This is a genomic window from Pseudomonas sp. NPDC077649 (assembly GCF_044542855.1).
GTDB lineage: Bacteria > Pseudomonadota > Gammaproteobacteria > Pseudomonadales > Pseudomonadaceae > Aquipseudomonas.
The window spans coordinates 95,061-114,624 of sequence record NZ_JBITVF010000004.1; the positions used below are offsets into that span (position 1 = coordinate 95,061).

Here is a 19,564-nt window from a genome sequence, read left to right on the forward strand (position 1 = left end):
CTGGCCCTGGCGGCGGGACTGCGTTGATGGCGCGGGTACAGCTGGCCATTATCGGCGGCGGCCTGGTCGGCGCGAGCCTGGCCCTGGCCCTGCAGGACACGGCGCGCCAGCGCGGCTGGCGCATCGCCCTGATCGAACCCTTCGCCCCCGGCAGCAGCTATCAGCCCAGCTACGACGCGCGTTCCACCGCGCTGTCCTACGGCAGCCGGCTGATCTACGAACGCCTGGGTCTGTGGCAGGCCATCGCCCAGCGCGCCGAGGCGATCCAGCAGATTCACGTCTCCGATCGCGGCCGTTTCGGTGCCGCGCGCCTGCAAGCCATCGAGGAAGGGGTGCCGGCGCTCGGCTACGTGGTGGAGAACGCCTGGATCGGCCATTGCCTGTGGCAGGCGCTCGATGCCGAGGTTGTGCAGTGGTACTGCCCGGCCGAGGTGACCGGGTTGCAGCGTCTGGACGACGGCTACCGCCTGAGTCTGAGCGACGAACGCCAGCTCGACTGCGACCTGGCCGTGCTGGCCGACGGCGGCCGTTCCGGCCTGCGCGAGCAACTGGGCATCGGCGTCAGCCAGCGGCCCTACGGGCAGAGCGCGCTGATCGCCAATGTCACGCCGCTGGAGGCCCATCGCGGTCAGGCCTTCGAGCGTTTCACCGACGACGGGCCGATGGCCCTGCTGCCGCTCACCGACAACCGCTGCGCGCTGGTCTGGACTCGCGCCGCCGCCGATGCCGAGCGCCTGCTCAGGCTGAGCGACGCGGCCTTTCTCGCCGAGCTGCAGCAGGCCTTCGGTTATCGCCTGGGCGCCTTGCGCCAGGTCGGCGCACGCCATCTCTATCCGCTGAGCCTGGTCGAGGCGCAGGAGCAGGTGCGGCCGCACCTGGTGGTGCTGGGCAACGCGGCGCACAGCCTGCACCCCATCGCCGGGCAGGGCTACAACCTGTCGCTGCGCGATACCCTGGCGCTGGCCGAGGTGCTGCAGGCCGCCACCGCGCCGCTCGGCGACTTCGCCACCCTGCAGGGCTACCTGCAGCGCCAGCAACTGGACCAGCAGCTGACCCTGGGCTTCTCCGACCGGGTCACCCGGCTGTTCAGCAATGCCCAGCCGCTGCTGACCGCCGGACGCAACCTCGGTTTGCTCGGCCTCGACCTGCTGCCGCCGGCCAAGCGCTGGTTCGCTCGCCAGGCCATGGGCCTGGGGACGCGCAATCTGTGACTGGCCCCGCGACACCCTACTCATGATTGACGCAGGAATGGATATGCGCGCGGATCTGATCATCGTCGGTGCCGGTATGGTCGGCAGCGCCCTGGCGCTGGCCCTGGAGCACAGCGGCCTGGAAATTCTGGTGGTGGACGGCAGCCCGCTGCGCCTGGCGCCGTTCGATCCGGCTGCCGCCTTCGAGCCGCGGGTCAGCGCCCTGTCCATGGCCAGCCAGCGCATCCTTGCACGCCTCGGCGCCTGGGACGGCATCGCCGCGCGGCGCGCCTGCGCCTATGGCGAGATGCGCGTGTGGGACGGCAGCGGCACCGGCAGCATCCATTTCGCCGCGGCCAGCGTGCATGCCGAAACCCTCGGCCACATAGTCGAGAACCGCGTGGTGCAGGACGCCCTGCTCGAGCGTTTGCACGACAGTCAGCTCGGCCTGCTGCCCGGCGCACGTCTGGAGCAGCTGCGCCGCAGCGGCGACGACTGGCTGCTGACCCTGGAGGGCGGTCGCCAGCTGCGCGCGCCGCTGCTGGTGGCGGCCGATGGCGCCAACTCCGCGGTGCGCCGCCTGGCCGGCTGCGCCAGCCGCGAGTGGGATTACCTGCACCACGCCATCGTCACCAGCGTGCGGGTCGAGCGCCCGCACCAGGCCACCGCCTGGCAGCGCTTCACCGACGACGGCCCGTTGGCCTTCCTGCCGCTGGCCGGCGCGGCGGGCGAGCACTGGTGCTCGATCGTCTGGTCGACCCTGCCGAGCGAGGCCGAGCGGTTGATGGCACTGGACGATGAAGCCTTCTGCATCGAGCTGGGCAAGGCCTTCGAGCACCGCCTCGGCCAGGTGCTGCATGCCGACCGTCGCCTGTGCATCCCGCTGCGTCAGCGTCATGCCAAGCGTTACGTCGAGCCGGGGCTGGCGCTGATCGGCGACGCCGCGCATACCATCCACCCGCTGGCGGGGCAGGGGGTCAACCTGGGTTTTCTCGACGCCGCGGTGCTGGCCGAGGTGCTGCTGCATGCCGCCGAGCGTGGCGAGAACCTGAGTGAGGAGCGCGTGCTGAGCCGCTTCGAGCGCCGGCGCATGCCGCACAACCTGGCGATGATGGCGGCGATGGAGGGCTTCCAGCGCCTGTTCCAGGCCGACCCCTTGCCGGTGCGGCTGCTGCGCAACGTCGGCCTCGATCTGGTCGATGGCCAGGCCGAGGCCAAGGCGCTGTTCGTGCGTCAGGCGCTGGGGCTGAGCGGCGACCTGCCGGAGCTGGCGCGCGCCTTGTAACACTCGTTGACTTTTGTTGACGTATTTACGTTGAGAAGGCAAATAACATTCACTACTATTCAGCCACTTTTTTCATCCACAAGAGGCTGGTCCCATGAAGGCTCGCAACGCGCTGCTCGCTGCATTCACCCTCGGCACCCTGGCAAGCGCCGTCCAGGCCGCCGATGAGGTGGTGGTCTACTCCGCCCGTATCGACGAGCTGATCAAGCCGGTATTCGATCTCTACACCGAAAAGACCGGGGTCAAGGTGAAGTTCATCACCGACAAGGAAGCCCCGCTGATCGCCCGCCTCAAGGCCGAAGGCGCCAACACCCCGGCCGACCTGCTGATCACCGTCGACGCCGGCAACCTCTGGCAGGCCGAGCAGGAAGGCGTGCTGCAGCCGACCAAGTCGGACCTGATCGCCGCCAATATCCCCGCCCAGTACCGTTCCAGCAGCGACAGCTGGACCGGCCTGTCGCTGCGCGCGCGGACCATCTTCTACTCCACCGAGCGGGTCAAGCCGGAAGAGCTGTCCACCTACGAGGCGCTGGCCGACAAGAACTGGGAAGGCCGCCTGTGCCTGCGCACCAGCAAGAAGGTGTACAACCAGTCGCTGACCGCCACCCTGATCGAGACCCACGGCGCCGAGAAGACCGAGCAGATCGTCAAGGGCTGGGTGAACAACCTGGCCACCGACGTGTTCGCCGACGACACCGCGCTGCTGCAGGCCATCGACGCCGGCCAGTGCGACGTCGGCATCACCAACACCTACTACTACGGCCGTCTGCACAAGCAGCAGCCGGATCTGAAGGTCAAGCCGTTCTGGCCGAACCAGAACGACCGTGGCGTGCACGTCAACCTGGCCGGCGCCGGCGTGACCAAGCACGCGCCGCACCCGGAGCAGGCGCGCAAGCTGCTGGAGTGGATGACCACCCCGGAAGCGCAGAGCATCTTCGCCGGCGTCAACCAGGAATTCCCTGCCAACCCGGCAGTTGCGCCGTCCGAGGAAGTGGCCGCCTGGGGCAGCTTCAAGGCCGACTCCATCGCCACCGAAGTGGCCGGCAAGCGCCAGGCCGAAGCGACCATGCTGATGGATCGCGCCGGCTGGCAGTAAGCTGCTGGCGAGAACGCCGCCGGTGCGTCACGGCGTACCCTCGGTGATCCGCGCCGCTGCCGTTATACTTCGACGCCCCGCCCAGCCGGGGCGTCGTCTTTTCCGCCGTCGAGGAATCCGCGTGCCGCATCCCGTCCAGCGTCGCTGGTACCCCATCGTCTTCGCCGTTGCCCTGCTGGTGCTGCTGCCGCTGTCGGTGCTGCTGCTCAGCTGGCACGAGGTGGATGCGCAGATCTGGGCGCACCTGTGGCAGACGCAGATGGCGCGGCTGATCGGCAATACCCTGACCCTGGTACTCGGCGTCGGCATCGGCGTGACCCTGCTCGGCGTCAGCCTGGCCTGGCTCACCAGCCTCTGCGAGTTTCCCGGGCGGCGCTGGCTGGACTGGGCGCTGATGCTGCCCTTCGCCATTCCCGCCTATGTCCTGGCCTTCGTTTTCGTCGGCCTGCTGGATTTCGCCGGGCCGCTGCAGAGCCTGCTGCGCGAGTGGTTCGGCAGCGGCCTGCGCCTGCCGCGGGTGCGCTCCACCGGCGGGGTGATCATCGTCCTGGTGCTGGTGTTCTACCCCTACGTCTACCTGCTCGCCCGCGGCGCCTTCCTGGCCCAGGGCAAGGGCCTGATGGAGGCCGCGCGGGTGCTCGGGCAGAGTCCCTGGCAGGCCTTCTGGCGCGTCGCCCTGCCCATGGCGCGGCCGGCCATCGGCGCCGGCCTGGCCCTGGCGATCATGGAGACCCTGGCCGATTTCGGCGCGGTGTCGGTGTTCAACTTCGACACCTTCACCACCGCCATCTACAAGACCTGGTACAGCTTTTACAGCCTGACCAGCGCCACCCAGCTGGCCAGCCTGCTGCTGCTGGCGGTGGCCCTGGTGCTCTATGGCGAGCGCCGCGCCCGGGGCGCCGCGCGGCCGGCCAACGAACGCCCGCGCGGCCAGGCGCTGTACCAGCTGCACGGCTGGCAGGCGTTCGCCGCCAGCGCCTGGTGCGGCCTGGTGTTCGCCTGCGCCTTCGTCATCCCGCTGCTGCAGCTGCTGGTGTGGTTCTGGCAGCGCGGCCGCTTCGACCTCGACGAGCGCTACGCCGGGCTGATCCTGCACAGCCTCTACCTGGGCGGCATGGCGGCCTTGATCACGGTCGCGGTGGCCATGCTGCTGGCCTTCGCCCGGCGCCAGGCGCCGACCCGCGGGGTGCGCGTCGGCGTGGCCCTGGGCAATATCGGCTACGCCCTGCCGGGCTCGGTGCTGGCGGTGGCGATCATGCTGGCGTTCAGTTTCCTCGACCGCGAACTGGTGATCCCGCTGTCCGGCGCCCTGGGCGGTGCCGGCAAGCCGCTGTTGCTGGGCAGCCTGGCGGCGCTGCTGGTGGCCTACCTGATCCGCTTCATGGCGGTGGCCTTCGGCCCGCTGGAAACCAGCCTGGCGCGCATCCGCCCGTCGCTGCCGGAGGCCTCGCGCAGCCTCGGCGTCGGCGGCATCGGCCTGTTCTTGCGGGTCTATCTGCCGCTGCTGCTGCCGGGCACCCTGTCCGCTGCGCTGCTGGTGTTCGTCGACGTGCTCAAGGAAATGCCGGCCACCCTGCTGATGCGCCCCTTCGGCTGGGACACCCTGTCGGTGCGGGTATTCGAGATGACCAGCGAAGGCGAATGGGCGCGCGCAGCGTTGCCGGCGCTGACCCTGATACTGGTCGGCCTGCTGCCGGTGATCCTGCTGATCCGCCGTTCGGCGCGGCGGATCGGCTAACCGAGGGCGACCTTCGGTCAGGATGACCCCTGCCGACCTTGCGGCTACAATGCGCGCCATTCGCGAGCCGGGGTAACCGGCAGGTGTGTCGAGAAGCGTAAGCGCGGCGGCCAGTGCAACGCAGCAATGGCAACGCAGCCAGCTTCTCGGGGCCTGAATCGCTTCGCCAAGCCCGGAAGGAGAAACCCATGGGACAGCGTACCCCCCTCTATGACCTGCATCTGGCGCTGGGCGCCAAGATGGTCGATTTCGGCGGCTGGGACATGCCGCTGCACTACGGCTCGCAGGTGGAGGAACATCATCAGGTGCGCCGCGAGTGCGGCGTGTTCGACGTCTCGCACATGTGCGTGGTGGACGTCGCCGGCAGCCAGGCGCAGGCCTATCTGCAGCGCCTGCTGGCCAACGACGTGGCGCGCCTGGAGGGCGTCGGCAAGGCGCTGTACAGCGCCATGCTCAACGAGCAGGGCGGGGTGATCGACGACCTGATCGTCTACCTCACCAGCTCTTCTTCCCAGGAGCAGGGCTATCGCCTGGTGGTCAACGCCGGCACCCGCGACAAGGACCTGGCCTGGATGCACGCCCAGGCCGGCGATTTCGCCGTCGAGCTGCGCGAGCGCCGCGATCTGGCCATGCTCGCCATCCAGGGCCCGCGCGCCCGCGCCCGCGTCGCCGAGCTGGTGACCCAGGCGCGCGCTGCGCTGATCCACGAACTCAAGCCGTTCCAGGGCCTGCCCGAGGGCGACTGGTTTATCGCCCGCACCGGCTACACCGGCGAGGACGGCCTGGAGATCATCCTGCCGGCCAGCGAAGTCGTCGCCTTCCTCAACGAACTGGTCGGCGCCGGCATCGCCCCCATCGGCCTCGGCGCGCGCGACACCCTGCGCCTGGAGGCGGGGATGAACCTCTACGGCCAGGACATGGACGAGAGCGTCTCGCCGCTGGCCGCCAACCTGGCCTGGACCATCGCCTGGGAGCCGGCCGCGCGCGACTTCATCGGCCGCGCCGCACTGGAGGCGCAGCGCGCCGCCGGTTGCCCGAGCAAGCTGGTCGGCCTGGTGCTGGAGGAGCGCGGCGTGCTGCGCGCGCATCAGGTGGTGCGCGTCGAGGGCGTCGGCGACGGCGAGATCACCAGCGGCAGCTTCTCGCCGACGCTGAACAAGTCCATCGCCCTGGCCCGCGTGCCGGCGGCCACCGGCGAGCGCGCCGAAGTGGAAATCCGTGGCAAGTGGTACCCGGTGCGGGTGGTCAAGCCGAGCTTTGTACGTAACGGCAAAACCCTGATCTAAGAACCTGTCTACGATCTGCTGCGCGTCGGCCCTGCTGCGTTAAAAACAGGCTCGGAATGCTCATTTACAGCTCGTAAACTCCGCTTCCTCGCCTGTTTTTGCCTTGCATGGCTCTAGCTCGCGAGATCGTAAACAGGTTCTGAATCTTTTTGGGCCACGGCGCCGGCTTTCGCTCCCGCCGCGGCCTGCTAAATTGTCCTGACGGCCCGCTTGCCGTCATCGCTTACGAGGAACGACACATGAGCAATATTCCCGCCGATCTGCGTTACGCCGCCAGCCACGAGTGGGCGCGCCTGGAGGCCGACGGCAGCGTGACCGTGGGCATTTCCGACCACGCCCAGGAAGCCCTCGGTGATGTGGTGTTCATCGAGCTGCCGGAGCTCGGCAAGCAGCTGGACGCCGGCCAGGAAGCCGGGGTGGTGGAGTCGGTCAAGGCCGCCTCCGACATCTACGCGCCGATCGGCGGCGAGGTGATCGCGATCAACGAGGCGCTGGCCGACAGCCCCGAGAGCGTCAACAGCGACCCCTACGGCAGCTGGTTCTTCAAGCTCAAGCCGAGCGATGCCAGCGAGCTGAACAAGCTACTCGACGCCGCCGCCTACCAGGCCGCTGCCGACGCCGATTCCTGATCGGCGGCAACGCCCAGAGAACCCGCTTCGGCGGGTTTTTGCGTTTATGGCGTACGCCTTGACCGTTGGTCGCCTTGGGTAACACTTTTCAAAAATACAATATATAAAAATACATATTGTATTTGCCTAAGGTGTAGCCATGACCGACGCCCTCGATATCCAGCAGCTGCGCGCCAATGCCGATGCCGCCGGCCAGCTGCTCAAGGCCCTGGCCAACCCGGATCGCCTGCTGCTGCTGTGCCAGCTGGCCCAGGGCGAGCGCAACGTCAGCGAGCTGGAGGCGCTGCTCGGCATCCAGCAGCCGACCCTGTCGCAGCAGCTGGCCGTGCTGCGCCGCGAAGGACTGGTGGCAACCCGCCGCGACGGCAAGCAGATCCATTACCGCATCAGCAGCCCGGCGGCGCTGGCGGTGATCGAGACGCTGTACCGGCTGTTCTGCGAGGGCCAGGAGCAATGAGCATCGACTGGCTCAATTTCACGCCTTGGAGCGCGCTGGCTGGCGGCGCGCTGATCGGCCTGGCGGCGGCCATCTTCGCCCTGGCCAACGGCCGCATCGCCGGCATCAGCGGCCTGCTCGGCAGCCTGCTGCAGCCGAGCGCGCAGGGCCGTGGCGAGGCGGCGCTGTTCCTCCTCGGGCTGCTGGTCGCGCCCGTGCTGTGGGGCCTGTTCGCCGCCCTGCCGGCGATCGAGTTCGACAGCGGCGCCCTCGGGCTGATCGGCGCCGGTCTGCTGGTGGGGATTGGCACCCGCTACGCCAGCGGTTGCACCAGCGGCCATGGCGTATGCGGGATTGCCCGCCTGTCGCCGCGCTCGCTGGTGGCGACCCTGTGCTTCATGGCCGCGGGTTTCGCCACGGTGTTTGTCCTGCGTCATCTGTTGGGGGGCTGAATATGGCCAGACTCAGTGCATTCGCCTGCGGCCTGCTGTTCGGCCTGGGGTTGCTGCTGGCCGGCATGGCCAACCCGGCCAAGGTGCTGGCCTTCCTCGACCTGGCCGGCGCCTGGGATCCCTCGCTGGCGCTGGTGATGGTCGGCGCCATCGCCGTCGCGGCCCTGCCCTTGCACCTGGCGGGGCGGCGTTCCCGCGCGCTGCTGGGCGGCGCCATGCAATTGCCGAGGCGGCGCGAGCTGGATGCCCGGTTGGTCGGCGGCAGCCTGCTGTTCGGCCTCGGCTGGGGCATCGCCGGCATTTGCCCGGGGCCGGCCGTGGCCATTCTGCTCAGCGGGCACTGGCAGGCGCCGCTGTTCGTCGCCGCGCTGCTCGCCGGGATGCTGATCTTTGCCGCGCTGGAGGGCCGGCGCGGCCACTGACCGAGGAGGTCGTCATGCAACGCAACGTAGGGAACCTCGACCGCAGCCTGCGCATCGCCGCCGGGCTGATCCTGATCGGCCTCAGCCTGTCCGGCGTCATCGGCCTGTGGGGCTGGATCGGCCTGCTGCTGCTGGCCAGCGGAATCTTCCGCTTCTGTCCGGCCTATCCGCTGTTAGGCGTCAATACTTGTAAATCCAAATCCTGAATCGCAGGGGGCGGGCGACTCGCCGTCGTCCGCCCGGGAGCCGGCATGTCGCCCGTCATCACCCCCTTCTTCGATCCCGCCACCTTCACCTACAGCTACGTGGTCGCCGACCCGTCCAGCCGCCGCTGCGCCATCGTCGATTCGGTGCTGGACTACGACCCGGCCGCCGGGCGTACCTCGCATGCCGGCGCCGCACGCATCGTCGCCCACGTGCGCGAGCAGGGCCTGACGGTGGACTGGCTGCTGGAAACCCATGTGCACGCCGACCACCTGTCGGCCGCGCCCTACCTGCAGCGCGAGCTGGGCGGCCGGCTGGCCATCGGCGAGCGCATCACCCAGGTGCAGAGCACCTTCGGCCAGCTGTTCAACGCCGGCCGCGAGTTCGCCACCGACGGTTCCCAGTTCGACCGCCTCCTGCGCGACGGCGAGCGCTTCCAGATCGGCGCCATCGAGGCCTTCGCCCTGCACACCCCGGGGCACACGCCGGCCTGCATGAGCTACGTGATCGGCGACGCCGTCTTCGTCGGCGACACCCTGTTCATGCCGGACTACGGCACCGCGCGCTGCGATTTTCCCGGCGGCGATGCGCGCACCCTGTACCGTTCGATCCGCCGCCTGTTCGAACTGCCGGACGCCACCCGCCTGTTTCTCTGCCACGACTACAAGGCGCCGGGGCGCGCCGATTTCTGCTGCGAGACCACGGTGGCCGAGCAGCGCGCGCACAACCTGCACGTGCACGAGGGCATCGGCGAGGACGCCTTCGTCGCCATGCGCCAGGCGCGTGATGCCACGCTGGAGGTGCCGACCCTGATGCTGCCGGCGGTGCAGGTCAACATGCGCGCCGGGCAGCTGCCGCCGGCCGAGGACAACGGCGTGCGCTACCTGAAGATTCCCCTGGACCGCCTATGAAAGCCTCGTCGCTGCGCCGTTGGCTGCCCTGGCTGGAGTGGGGCCGGCACTATGATCGGCAGACCGCGGCCGGCGATGCCCTGGCGGCGCTGATCGTCACCCTGCTGTTGATTCCGCAGAGCCTGGCCTATGCCATGCTCGCCGGCCTGCCACCGGCTGCCGGGCTCTACGCCAGCATGCTGCCGTTGCTGGCCTACGCCCTGTTCGGCAGCAGCCGCACCCTGGCCGTGGGCCCGGTGGCGGTGGTCTCGCTGATGACCGCGGCGGCCCTGCAGCCGCTGTTTCCCGCCGGCAGCGCCGAGTACGCCGGCGCCGCCCTGCTGCTGGCGCTGCTGTCCGGCGCGCTGCTCTGTGGCATGGCACTGCTGCGCCTGGGCTTTATCGCCAACTTCCTCAGCCATCCGGTGATCTCCGGCTTTATCAGCGGCGCCGCCCTGCTGATCGTCCTCGGCCAGCTGGCGCCGCTGCTCGGCATCGCCGCCGCCGGCGCGACCCTGGGCCAACTGCTGCCGGCGCTGGCGCGGGGCCTGCCGGCCAGTCACGGGCCGACCCTGCTGCTCGGCGTCGGCTGCCTGGTGCTGCTGTTCTGGGCGCGGCGCGGCATGCCGCCGCTGTTGCAACGCTGCGGCCTGGACCAGGCCTGGGCCGGCAACCTGAGCCGGGCGGTGCCGGTGCTGGCGATGATCCTGGCCACCGGCGCGGTCTGGCTGTGGCAACTGGATGAGCGCGGCGTGCGGGTGGTCGGCAGCATCGCCGCCGGCCTGCCGGTACCGAGCCTGCCGCCGCTGGATCTCGAGCTGGCGCGGCAGCTGCTGCCGGCGGCGCTGCTGATCAGCCTGGTGGGCTTCGTCGAGTCGATGGCGGTGGCGCAGACCCTGGCGGCCAGGCGGCGCCAGCGTATCGAGCCGGACAGCGAGCTGCTCGGCCTCGGCGCGGCCAACCTGGCGGCGGCCTTCAGCGGCGGCCTGCCGGTGACCGGCGGCATCGCCCGTTCCCAGGTCAACTTCGAGGCCGGCGCGCGGACGCCCATGGCCGGGGTGTTCAGCGCCGTCGGCATCGCCCTCGGCGCGCTGCTGCTGGCGCCGCTGCTGCAGCGGCTGCCACAGGCGGCGCTGGCGGCGATCATCGTCGTCGCGGTGTGGGGGCTGATCGACCTGCACGGTCTGGCGCGCACCTGGCGCTATTCGCGGCAGGACGGCGCGGCGCAGGCGGCGACCCTGGCCGCGGTGCTGCTGCTCGGCGTCGAGACCGGCATCGTCCTCGGCGTCGGCCTGTCGCTGCTGCTGTTTCTCTGGCGCACCAGCCGCCCGCATATCGCCGTGGTCGGCCAGGTGCCGGGCAGCGAGCACTTTCGCAACGTCGAGCGCTTCCAGGTGATCGAGAGCCCCAGCGTGCTGTCGCTGCGGGTCGACGAGAGCCTGTATTTTCCCAATGCGCGTTATCTCGAGGACCGCGTCGCCGCGCTGGTCGCCGCGCGGCCGCAGGTGCGTCACCTGGTGCTGATGTGCCCGGGGATCAACCTGATCGACGCCAGCGCCCTGGAGTCGCTGGAGGCCATCGCCGAGCGCCTGCGCGCCGCCGGGGTGCAGCTGCACCTGTCGGAGGTCAAGGGGCCGGTGATGGACCAGCTCGGCCGCTCGGATTTTCTCCAGCGTTTCGGCGGCCAGGTGTTCGTCAGCCACTACCAGGCGCTGCGCCAGCTGGACCCGCTGAGTACCAGGCGGGCGTTGCAGGCGGGCCGCTGAGCGCGGCCCGCCCGACGCTTCAGCGCCCTTGCGGCGCCGGCTGCTGCTGGGTGATGCAGTGGATATTGCCGCCGCCGAGGAGGATCTCGCGGCCGGGCACCATCACCACGCGGTGCGCGGGGAAGACCCGCTCGAGGATGGCGCGGGCCTCGGCGTCCTTGGCGTCGTCGAAGCTCGGCGCGACGATGCCGCCGTTGACGATGAGGAAGTTGACGTAGGAGCCGGCCAGGCGGATCGACGGATCGCGTGCCTGGCTGCCTTCGGCGGCGTCGACGCCGGCGCACTCTTCCTCAGTGGCGTGGATCGGCCCGGGGATCGGCATCTTGTGCACGATCAGCTGGCGACCCTTGGCGTCGCGCGCGCTTTCCAGCACGCGCATGGCGGCCTGGCAGCGCGGGTAGTTGGGATCGTTCTGATCGTCGGTCCAGGCCAGCAGCACCTCACCGGGGCGCACGTAGCAGCAGAAGTTGTCAACGTGGCCGTCGGTCTCGTCGTTGTACAGGCCGTCCGGCAGCCAGATCACCGTATCGATGGCCAGCTGCTCCGCTAGCTGCGCCTCGATCTGTTCGCGGGAGAGGTGCGGGTTGCGGTTCTGGTTGAGCAGGCATTCCTCTGTGGTGATCAGGGTGCCGTCGCCGTCGACGTGGATCGAGCCGCCCTCGAGCACGAAGCCCTCGGTGCGGTAGCGGCCTGCGCGCTCGATCTCGAGGATCTTGCGCGCCACCTGATCGTCGCGCTGCCAGGGCCAGTACAGGCCGCCGTCGAAGCCGCCCCAGGCGTTGAAGGTCCAGTCCACGCCGCGCACTTCGCCGCTGGCGTTGGTGACGAAGGTCGGCCCGGTGTCGCGCACCCAGGCGTCGTCGGTGCTGATTTCCACCAGGCGGATGTTGTCGTCGTCCAGGCGCGCGCGGGCGTTCTCGTACTGCGCGGCGGACACGCAGACGGTCACCGGTTCGAACTCGGCGATGGCGCGGGCCACCGCGGCGAAGGCGGCCTGCGCCGGCTTGCCGCCGAGGCGCCAGTTGTCCGGGCGTTCGGGCCAGACCATCCAGGTCTGGCTGTGGGGTTCCCATTCCGCCGGCATGCGGAAACCGTCGGCGCGTGGAGTGCTGTTCAGGGTGGTCATGGTTCGATCCGTAGGGTGCGTCGTGCGCACCGGCGAAGGTATGGGGGGTTACTCGGAGAGGCTCTCGCCGTCGAGGGTCGCCAGCGGCCAGTATAGGTTCGGCCGGCGGTCGCGGAATACGCCCCAGGCGCTGCGCACCTTCTCCAGCTCGGTCAGATCGAAGCTGTGCACCAGCGCGCCTTCCTCGCTCTGATCCAGCTCCTCGACCTTCTCGCCGAACTGGTTGGCGATAAAGGAGCTGCCGTAGAAGCTGATGGCGTAGCCGTCCTGCTCCTCGCGGCCGATGCGGTTGCTGGCCACCAGCGGCATCAGGTTGGCGCCGGCGTGGCCCTGCTGCACGCGCTGCCAGTGCTCGCGCGAGTTGATGGCGGGGTCGTGCGGCTCGCTGCCGATGGCGGTGGGGTAGAACAGGATTTCCGCGCCCAGCAGCGCCATGCTGCGCGCGCATTCGGGGAACCACTGGTCCCAGCAGATGCCGACGCCGATCCTGGCGTAGGCGGTGTCCCACACCTTGAAGCCGCTATCGCCCGGGTTGAAGTAGTACTTCTCGTGGTAGCCGGGGCCGTCCGGGATATGGCTTTTCCGATAAATCCCGAGGTTGCTGCCGTCGGCGTCGATGATCGCGATGCTGTTGAAGCGGGCGCGACCGGCGCGCTCGAAGAAGCTGATCGGCAGCACCACTCGCAGTTCGGCGGCGACCTTCTGGAAGTGCAGGATCGCCGGGTTTTCCTCTGCCGGGGTGGCCAGCTGGGTGTAGTCGGCATTGGGCTTCTGGCAGAAGTAGGGGGTCTCGAACAGCTCCTGGATCAGGATGATCTGCGCGCCCCGGGCAGCGGCCTGGCGCACCAGCTTCTCGGCGTTGGCGATATTGCCGGCGACATCCCAGGAACAGGCCATCTGGGTCGCGGCGACGGTGACGATACGGGACATACAGCACCTCTTGGACTTGTGGGCAGGCGGCTCCGGGCTCGCGGAGGCCTGCTCGGGAAGCCATGGCAGAACATCGATCATGGCGAGATGCTCGATTTATATCCGATAAAAATCGAATTTAGAAGGTTGAGAAGGTAGGAAAGGCAAAATATTTCGGATTTTTATCGGATTAATATCCGTCAGTCTGGTTCCTGGCCGAGCCCGCTTGGGGAGACGCGGAGTCATCCGCGAACAGGGCCGCGCGCCGGGCCAAGGTCGTGCGTGAACAAATGCGCCCCTGCAGGGCTATGGCGCGCTGTGCGCAGCAGGCCTAATGGTCAGCGGTGCGCGCGGCCTAGGCGGCCCCGCGACACCCTAGGTAAGCGGCGCGGGGCGTTTCGGCAGGGCGGCGGGCAGGTAGAGGCCGAGGTAGGCGTCGAACACACGCATGCCTTCCTCGGCCAGGCGCGGGGTGATGGCGCCGTGCAGCTGCACCGAGCGGGCGTAGACGCGGTCGCCCAGCTCCATGGCCAGGGCGAACACCTCGATATCGCTCGGCAGTTGCGGCAGGGGGAAGTGGCGCTCGAACAGCGCCTGCATCAGTCGCCCCAGTTCCACGTCGTGCTGGCGGTCGGCCTGGGTCACCTCGGCCAGGCCGTGCTGGGCGAGGATCAGCTGGCGCGCGGCGGCGTCGGCGGCGTAGATCGCCAGCATGCGCTGCTCGACGAGGCGCGACAGGTCGTGCCAGCTGCGCAGCGCGGCGTGTTCCACCGGCTGCTGCAGGCAGGCACGGAAGGCGGCGTGGACGTCGGCGGTGAGGCCTTCGAGCAGCGCCGGCACGCTGGCGAAGAAGTGGTAGACCGAGGACGGCGGAATCGCCGCACGCTCGGCCACGGCATAGATCGACAGGTTGGCCACGCCCTGCTCGGCCAGCAGCGCACGTGCGGCCTGGAGGATCACGGCGATCCGCGCCTGGCTGCTGGCGCGCGGTTTGCGGGGGCTGGCGGGGCGCGACATGGCGAACTCCGGGGGCAAGGAGGCGCTATTGGATGCCAGGCGGCGCTGCCGAGGCAAGTCGTTCGCCACCGCAATGGGCCTTGGCCGCGCCTGGCTTCAGCGTCAGCCCTTCAGCCGCCGGCGCGAAAGCGCTGCCAGACCCGGTCGCGCACTTCTGCGTGTTTCTCCGGCAGCACCTCCAGGGCGTGCAGGCGGCGCTTGGTGTCCTGGTCCGGATAGAGCCCGGGCTGGTTGAGCAGGGCGGCGTCGAGGAACTGCGCGGAATCGGCATTGCCGTTGGGGTAGAGGGTCTCGGCGGTGATCAGCGCAGCCACCTGCGGCTGCATCAGGTAGTCGATGAAACGATGGGCCAGGTCGGCGCGCCGTGCGCTGGCTGGGATCACCAGGTTGTCGATAAACAGCACCGAGCCTTCCTCGGGCACCAGGAAGCGCACCGGCTGGCCGGCGTCGGCGGCGGCCAGGGCGTCGCCGACCCAGGCCATGGCCAGGCACAGGCGGCCGTGGCTGAGGTCGTCGATATAGCGTTCGCTGTCGACGTAGCGCAGGTGCGGGCGCAGGCCGTCGAGCAGGTTGCCGGCGCGCTCGATGCGGCTCGGAGCGCTGCGCGCCAGGCTGCGGCCCTGGTAGTTGAGCAGCAGCGCCAGGGTCTCGTCCGGGGCGTCCAGCACGCTGACGCCGCAACTGGCCAGGCGCGCGCTCTGCGCGGCGTCGAACAGCAGGCTCCAGCTGTCCGGCAGCGGCCCGCCGTAGGCGGCCTCGGCCTGCGGCACGTTGATCGCCAGGCCCACCGCGCCCCACAGGTAGGGCACGGCGTGGCGGTTCTGCGGGTCGACCGCGGCCAGCTTGCTCAGCAGCTGCTTGTCCAGGTGCTTGCGGTTGGGCAGCAGGCGCAGGTCCAGCGGCTGGATGCCGCCGGCGGCAATCAGCGCCGGCAGGTCGTTGTGCGAGGGCACCGCGACGTCGATGGACTCGCCGCTGGCCAGGGCGTTGGCCAGTTCCTCGGCGCTGCTGAAGGTGCGGTACTCCACGGCGATGCCGGTGTCACGGGTGAAACTCTCCAGCACCTGCGGGGCGATGTAGTCGTTCCAGTTGTAGACGCGGATGCTGTCGGCGGCGGCCGTCAGTCCGGGAGCCAGGGCCAGCAGTAGCGGAGCGAGAACGCGAAACATGACGACCTCCTCGAGGCATGGCTTCGCCGCTGCGCATGGCGCGGGCGGTTCGGCAGAGCGTGGGTGGCAGACAAAACAACGCCGGCACTAGGGCCGGCGTCGGGCATTGCATCAGACGGTATGCAGGTACCAGTTGTACTCGAGGTCGGAGATGGTGGTCTCGAACTCCTGCAGCTCGGCTTCCTTGCAGGCGACGAAGATGTCGATGTAGTCCGGGCTGATGTACTTGTTCAGCACCTCGCTGTCGTCCAGCTCGCGCAGCGCGTCGCGCAGGTTGTTCGGCAGGCTCTGCTCGAGCTGCTCGTAGGAGTTGCCTTCGATCGGCTCGCCCGGGTCGATCTGGTTGGTCAGGCCGTGGTGGATGCCGGCGAGGATCGACGCCAGCATCAGGTAGGGGTTGGCGTCGGCGCCGGCCACCCGGTGTTCGATGCGCACGGCGTCGGCGCTGCCGGTGGGCACGCGCACGGCCACGGTGCGGTTGTCCAGCGCCCAGCTCGGCGCGTTGGGCACGTAGAACTGCGCGCCGAAGCGGCGGTAGGAGTTCACGTTGGGGCAGAGGAAGGCCATGCTCGCGGCCATGGTGTCGAGAATGCCGCCGATGGCGTGGCGCAGCGGCTGGTTCTGCAGCGGGTCGTCGGAGGCGAAGATGTTCTTGCCGGTCTTCTTGTCCAGCAGCGAGATGTGCACGTGCAGGCCGTTGCCGGCCTGGCCCGGGTAGGGCTTGGCCATAAAGGTGCTGTCCATCTCGTGGTCGTAGGCGATGTTCTTGATCAGGCGCTTGAGCAGCAGCGCGTAGTCGCAGGCCTTGATGGCGTCCTCGACGTGGTGCAGGTTGACCTCGAACTGCGCCGGGGCGCTTTCCTTGACGATGGCGTCGGCCGGGATGCCCTGCTCCTTGGCGGCTTCGAGCATGTCCTGCAGGCAGTCGACGTATTCGTCGAGGTCGTCGATCAGGTACACCTGGGTCGAATGCGGGCGCTTGCCGGAGATCGGCGAGCGCGGCGGCTGCGGCCGGCCGTTCACGTTCTCCTGGTCGATCAGGTAGAACTCCAGCTCGAAGGCGGCGCAGATCTTCAGGCCCATGTCGTCGAACTTCTGCACCACCTGGCGCAGCACTTCGCGCGGGTCGGCGAAGAAGGGGGTGCCATCCAGTTCGTGCATGGTCATCAGCAGCTGCGCGGTGGGGCGCTTCTGCCAGGGTTCGTTGCACAGGGTATTGGGGATGGGGAAGCAGATGCGGTCGGCATCGCCGATGTCCAGGCCCAGGCCGGTGCTTTCCACGGTGGCGCCATTGATGTCGAGGGCGAACAGCGACGCCGGCAGGTTGATGCCTTTCTCGTACACCTTGTGCAGGGCGTTACGGTCGATGCGCTTGCCGCGCACCACGCCGTTCATATCTGCAATAAGAAGGTCGACGAACAGGACCTCAGGATGTTCCTTAAGGAACGCGTTCGCTTCGTTAAGCTGAACGGCACGCGGGGGTACCGACATGATGCAACACCTTTATTGTTAAAAATATCAATCATGCAACTGCATGGGTGTGAGTCAATCGGAAACACCCATGGCTGTCAAGAGAGCCCTATGATGCCCTAAAAGAGGGCTGCACGGCCAGTTTTGGGGCGTTTCAGGGCATTGCGCCTGGCTGAAACGCCTGGCCGGCCGGGGTGCTCAGTCGGGTGTGTTCAATTTTTTACAGGGCTATTGTGTAAAAAAATGAACAAGGCTAAGCTCGGCTCAAACCCATAACAGCAATAAAACGGGTGTCTCATGTCTCGCCTGCCGATAGTCGGCGTCAGTGCCTGCACCAAGCAGATCGGTCACAACCTCTATCACACTGCCGGCGACAAGTATTTGCGCGCGGTGGTGGTCGGCGCCGGTGGCATGCCGCTGATCGTGCCGGCACTCGGCGAGCTGCTGGCGCTGCCGCAGCTACTCGAACAGCTCGACGGCCTGCTGTTCACCGGCTCGCCGTCCAACGTCGAACCTCATCATTACGCTGGCGCCGCCAGCGCACCCGGTACCTTGCACGATAGCGCACGCGATGCCACCACGCTGCCGCTGATCCGCGCGGCGCTCGACGCCGGCGTGCCGCTGCTGGGCATCTGCCGCGGCTTCCAGGAAATCAACGTGGCCTTCGGCGGCACCTTGCACCAGCGCGTGCACGAGATCCCAGGGCTGCTGGATCACCGCGAGCCGAAGGAGCAGCCGGTCGAGGTGCAGTACGGCCCGCGCCATGCACTGCAGGTGCAGCCCGGCGGGCTGCTCGACGGCATCGGCTTGCCGCGCGAGTTCCAGATCAATTCCATTCATGGCCAGGGCGTTGCACGTCTGGCGCCGGGCCTTCGCGTAGAAGCTCTGGCGCCCGACGGGTTGGTCGAAGCTTTTTCCGTCGAAGGTGCAAAAAGCTTCGCGCTGGGGGTGCAATGGCACCCCGAGTGGCAGGTAGCATCCAATCCGAATTATCTCGCCATCTTCCAGGCCTTTGGTGAGGCTTGCAGGGAGAGGGCGGGGCAACGCTGAACCGACTATACCTAGTCGGATTCTCCAACCCTGAGGTCTCTATGAGTACCAAGCTAGACCAGCTCACGAGCTGGCTGAAAGAACGCAAAATCACCGAAGTCGAGTGCCTGGTCAGCGACCTGACCGGCATTGCCCGCGGCAAGATCTCGCCGACCAACAAGTTCCTCGACGAGAAGGGCATGCGCCTCCCCGAGAGCGTGCTGCTGCAGACCGTGACCGGCGACTACGTCGAGGACGACATCTATTACGAGCTGCTCGACGAGGCGGACATCGACATGTTCTGTCGCCCCGACGAGAACGCTGTGTTCCTCGTGCCCTGGGCCATCGAGCCGACCGCGATGGTGATCCACGACACCTTCGACAAGCAGGGCAACCCGATCGAGCTGTCGCCGCGCAACATCCTCAAGAACGTGCTCAAGCTCTACGCCGACAAGGGCTGGCGGCCGATCGTCGCGCCGGAGATGGAGTTCTACCTGACCAAGCGCAACAGCGACCCGGACTTCCCGCTGGTGGCGCCGATGGGCCGCTCCGGGCGCCCGGAAGTGGGCCGGCAGTCGTTCTCCATCGACGCCGCCAACGAATTCGATCCGCTGTTCGAGGACGTCTACGACTGGTGCGAGCTGCAGGATCTGGACCTCGACACGCTGATCCACGAAGACGGCCCGGCGCAGATGGAAATCAACTTCCGTCACGGCGAGGCCCTGCACCTGGCCGACCAGATCACCGTGTTCAAGCGCACCATGCGCGAGGCCGCGCTCAAGCACGACGTGGCGGCGACCTTCATGGCCAAGCCGATCACCGACCAGCCGGGTAGCGCCATGCACATCCACCAGAGCGTGGTGGACATCAAGACCGGCAAGAACATCTTCTCCAACGACGACGGCACCATGAGCGAGCTGTTCATGCACCACATCGGCGGCCTGCAGAAGTACATCCCCGAGGTGCTGCCGCTGTTCGCGCCGAACGTCAACTCGTTCCGCCGCTTCCTGCCCGACACCTCGGCGCCGGTGAACGTCGAGTGGGGCGAGGAGAACCGCACCGTGGGCCTGCGCGTGCCGGAAGCCGGGCCGCAGAACCGCCGGGTGGAGAACCGCCTGGCCGGTGCCGACGCCAACCCCTACCTGGTGCTGGCCGCCTCCCTGCTGTGCGGCTACATCGGCATGGTCGAGGGCATCAAGCCCAGCGCGCCGGTCAAGGGCCGCGGCTACGAGCGGCGCAACCTGCGTCTACCGCTGACCATCGAGGCGGCGCTGGAGCGCATGGAGGCGTGCAAGGCCGCCGAGAAGTACCTGGGCGAGAAGTTCATGCGCGGCTATGTCGCGGTGAAACGCGCCGAGCACGAGAACTTCAAGCGCGTGATCAGTTCCTGGGAACGCGAGTTCCTGCTGCTGTCGGTGTGACCGGGGCGGGCGCGGCTGGCCGCGCCCGT

At 68.3% G+C, this 19,564-nt stretch carries 19 protein-coding genes; 14 read left to right on the forward strand and 5 right to left on the reverse strand.

From position 1 onward, the window contains the following. Positions 1 to 26: 26 nt before the first annotated feature. The 12 genes from ubiH to ACIGFL_RS14025 all read left to right on the forward strand — a co-directional run bounded on the left by ubiH (position 27) and on the right by ACIGFL_RS14025 (position 11,394). Entirely contained in the window at positions 27 to 1,211 is a 1,185-nt protein-coding gene (ubiH, locus tag ACIGFL_RS13970; protein ID WP_397497569.1) for a 2-octaprenyl-6-methoxyphenyl hydroxylase, read from the forward strand. Positions 1,212 to 1,254: 43 nt separating this feature from the next. Then, positions 1,255 to 2,475 (forward strand): 2-octaprenyl-3-methyl-6-methoxy-1,4-benzoquinol hydroxylase, encoded by a 1,221-nt coding sequence (locus tag ACIGFL_RS13975; RefSeq protein ID WP_397497570.1) that lies wholly within the window; start codon positions 1,255 to 1,257, stop codon positions 2,473 to 2,475. 94 nt (positions 2,476 to 2,569) lie between these two features. After that, on the forward strand, positions 2,570 to 3,571 hold the full coding sequence (locus tag ACIGFL_RS13980) for an extracellular solute-binding protein (RefSeq protein WP_021444808.1): 1,002 nt from the start codon (positions 2,570 to 2,572) through the stop codon (positions 3,569 to 3,571). A gap of 121 nt (positions 3,572 to 3,692) precedes the next feature. Further along, positions 3,693 to 5,309 carry an ABC transporter permease gene (locus ACIGFL_RS13985; RefSeq protein ID WP_397497571.1) on the forward strand — a complete coding sequence of 539 codons (1,617 nt, stop codon included), beginning with the start codon at positions 3,693 to 3,695 and terminating at the stop codon, positions 5,307 to 5,309. A 188-nt stretch (positions 5,310 to 5,497) separates the two neighbouring features. Continuing rightward, positions 5,498 to 6,595, forward strand: a complete 1,098-nt coding sequence (gene gcvT / locus ACIGFL_RS13990; protein ID WP_397497572.1) for a glycine cleavage system aminomethyltransferase GcvT — start codon at positions 5,498 to 5,500, stop codon at positions 6,593 to 6,595. 239 nt (positions 6,596 to 6,834) lie between these two features. Further along, a complete protein-coding gene (gene gcvH, locus ACIGFL_RS13995) occupies positions 6,835 to 7,224 on the forward strand; it encodes a glycine cleavage system protein GcvH (protein ID WP_021445357.1) in 390 nt (129 codons plus the stop codon). Between the two features lie 139 nt (positions 7,225 to 7,363). Continuing rightward, positions 7,364 to 7,681: a helix-turn-helix transcriptional regulator gene (locus tag ACIGFL_RS14000; protein ID WP_021445356.1), complete on the forward strand. Its 318-nt coding sequence runs from the start codon at positions 7,364 to 7,366 to the stop codon at positions 7,679 to 7,681. Continuing rightward, entirely contained in the window at positions 7,678 to 8,112 is a 435-nt protein-coding gene (locus tag ACIGFL_RS14005; protein ID WP_397497573.1) for a YeeE/YedE family protein, read from the forward strand. The genes ACIGFL_RS14000 and ACIGFL_RS14005 overlap by 4 nt, the downstream gene beginning before the upstream one ends. Before the next feature lie 2 nt (positions 8,113 to 8,114). Next, complete coding sequence (locus ACIGFL_RS14010; protein WP_397497574.1) at positions 8,115 to 8,534, forward strand: DUF6691 family protein; 420 nt, start codon at positions 8,115 to 8,117, stop codon at positions 8,532 to 8,534. A gap of 14 nt (positions 8,535 to 8,548) precedes the next feature. After that, positions 8,549 to 8,740 carry a DUF2892 domain-containing protein gene (locus tag ACIGFL_RS14015; protein ID WP_397497575.1) on the forward strand — a complete coding sequence of 64 codons (192 nt, stop codon included), beginning with the start codon at positions 8,549 to 8,551 and terminating at the stop codon, positions 8,738 to 8,740. Positions 8,741 to 8,785: 45 nt separating this feature from the next. Further along, positions 8,786 to 9,649, forward strand: a complete 864-nt coding sequence (locus ACIGFL_RS14020) for an MBL fold metallo-hydrolase (RefSeq protein WP_122109398.1) — start codon at positions 8,786 to 8,788, stop codon at positions 9,647 to 9,649. After that, a complete protein-coding gene (locus ACIGFL_RS14025; RefSeq protein ID WP_397497576.1) occupies positions 9,646 to 11,394 on the forward strand; it encodes a SulP family inorganic anion transporter in 1,749 nt (582 codons plus the stop codon). Before ACIGFL_RS14020 ends, ACIGFL_RS14025 begins: the two co-directional genes overlap by 4 nt. 19 nt (positions 11,395 to 11,413) lie before the next feature. Here ACIGFL_RS14025 and aguA read toward each other — a convergent pair whose 3' ends face one another. The 5 genes from aguA to ACIGFL_RS14050 form a co-directional block, all read right to left on the reverse strand. After that, positions 11,414 to 12,520, reverse strand: a complete 1,107-nt coding sequence (aguA, locus tag ACIGFL_RS14030) for an agmatine deiminase (protein WP_397497577.1) — start codon at positions 12,518 to 12,520, stop codon at positions 11,414 to 11,416. Positions 12,521 to 12,568: 48 nt separating this feature from the next. After that, on the reverse strand, positions 12,569 to 13,450 hold the full coding sequence (aguB, locus tag ACIGFL_RS14035; protein ID WP_397497578.1) for an N-carbamoylputrescine amidase: 882 nt from the start codon (positions 13,448 to 13,450) through the stop codon (positions 12,569 to 12,571). A 354-nt stretch (positions 13,451 to 13,804) separates the two neighbouring features. Then, positions 13,805 to 14,446: a TetR/AcrR family transcriptional regulator gene (locus tag ACIGFL_RS14040; protein WP_122109394.1), complete on the reverse strand. Its 642-nt coding sequence runs from the start codon at positions 14,444 to 14,446 to the stop codon at positions 13,805 to 13,807. Positions 14,447 to 14,556: 110 nt separating this feature from the next. Next, a complete protein-coding gene (locus ACIGFL_RS14045) occupies positions 14,557 to 15,615 on the reverse strand; it encodes an extracellular solute-binding protein (RefSeq protein WP_397497579.1) in 1,059 nt (352 codons plus the stop codon). A gap of 111 nt (positions 15,616 to 15,726) precedes the next feature. After that, the gene (locus ACIGFL_RS14050; protein WP_397497580.1) at positions 15,727 to 17,106 is read right to left on the reverse strand and encodes a glutamine synthetase family protein; all 1,380 of its coding nucleotides are present in this window, start codon (positions 17,104 to 17,106) and stop codon (positions 15,727 to 15,729) included. A 276-nt stretch (positions 17,107 to 17,382) separates the two neighbouring features. Here ACIGFL_RS14050 and ACIGFL_RS14055 point away from each other — a divergent pair, with 276 nt between their 5' ends. Together ACIGFL_RS14055 and ACIGFL_RS14060 are read left to right on the forward strand one after the other, a co-directional pair. Next, positions 17,383 to 18,135 carry a gamma-glutamyl-gamma-aminobutyrate hydrolase family protein gene (locus ACIGFL_RS14055; RefSeq protein WP_122109392.1) on the forward strand — a complete coding sequence of 251 codons (753 nt, stop codon included), beginning with the start codon at positions 17,383 to 17,385 and terminating at the stop codon, positions 18,133 to 18,135. Positions 18,136 to 18,176: 41 nt separating this feature from the next. After that, the gene (locus ACIGFL_RS14060; protein WP_021444035.1) at positions 18,177 to 19,535 is read left to right on the forward strand and encodes a glutamine synthetase family protein; all 1,359 of its coding nucleotides are present in this window, start codon (positions 18,177 to 18,179) and stop codon (positions 19,533 to 19,535) included. Positions 19,536 to 19,564: the final 29 nt, after the last annotated feature.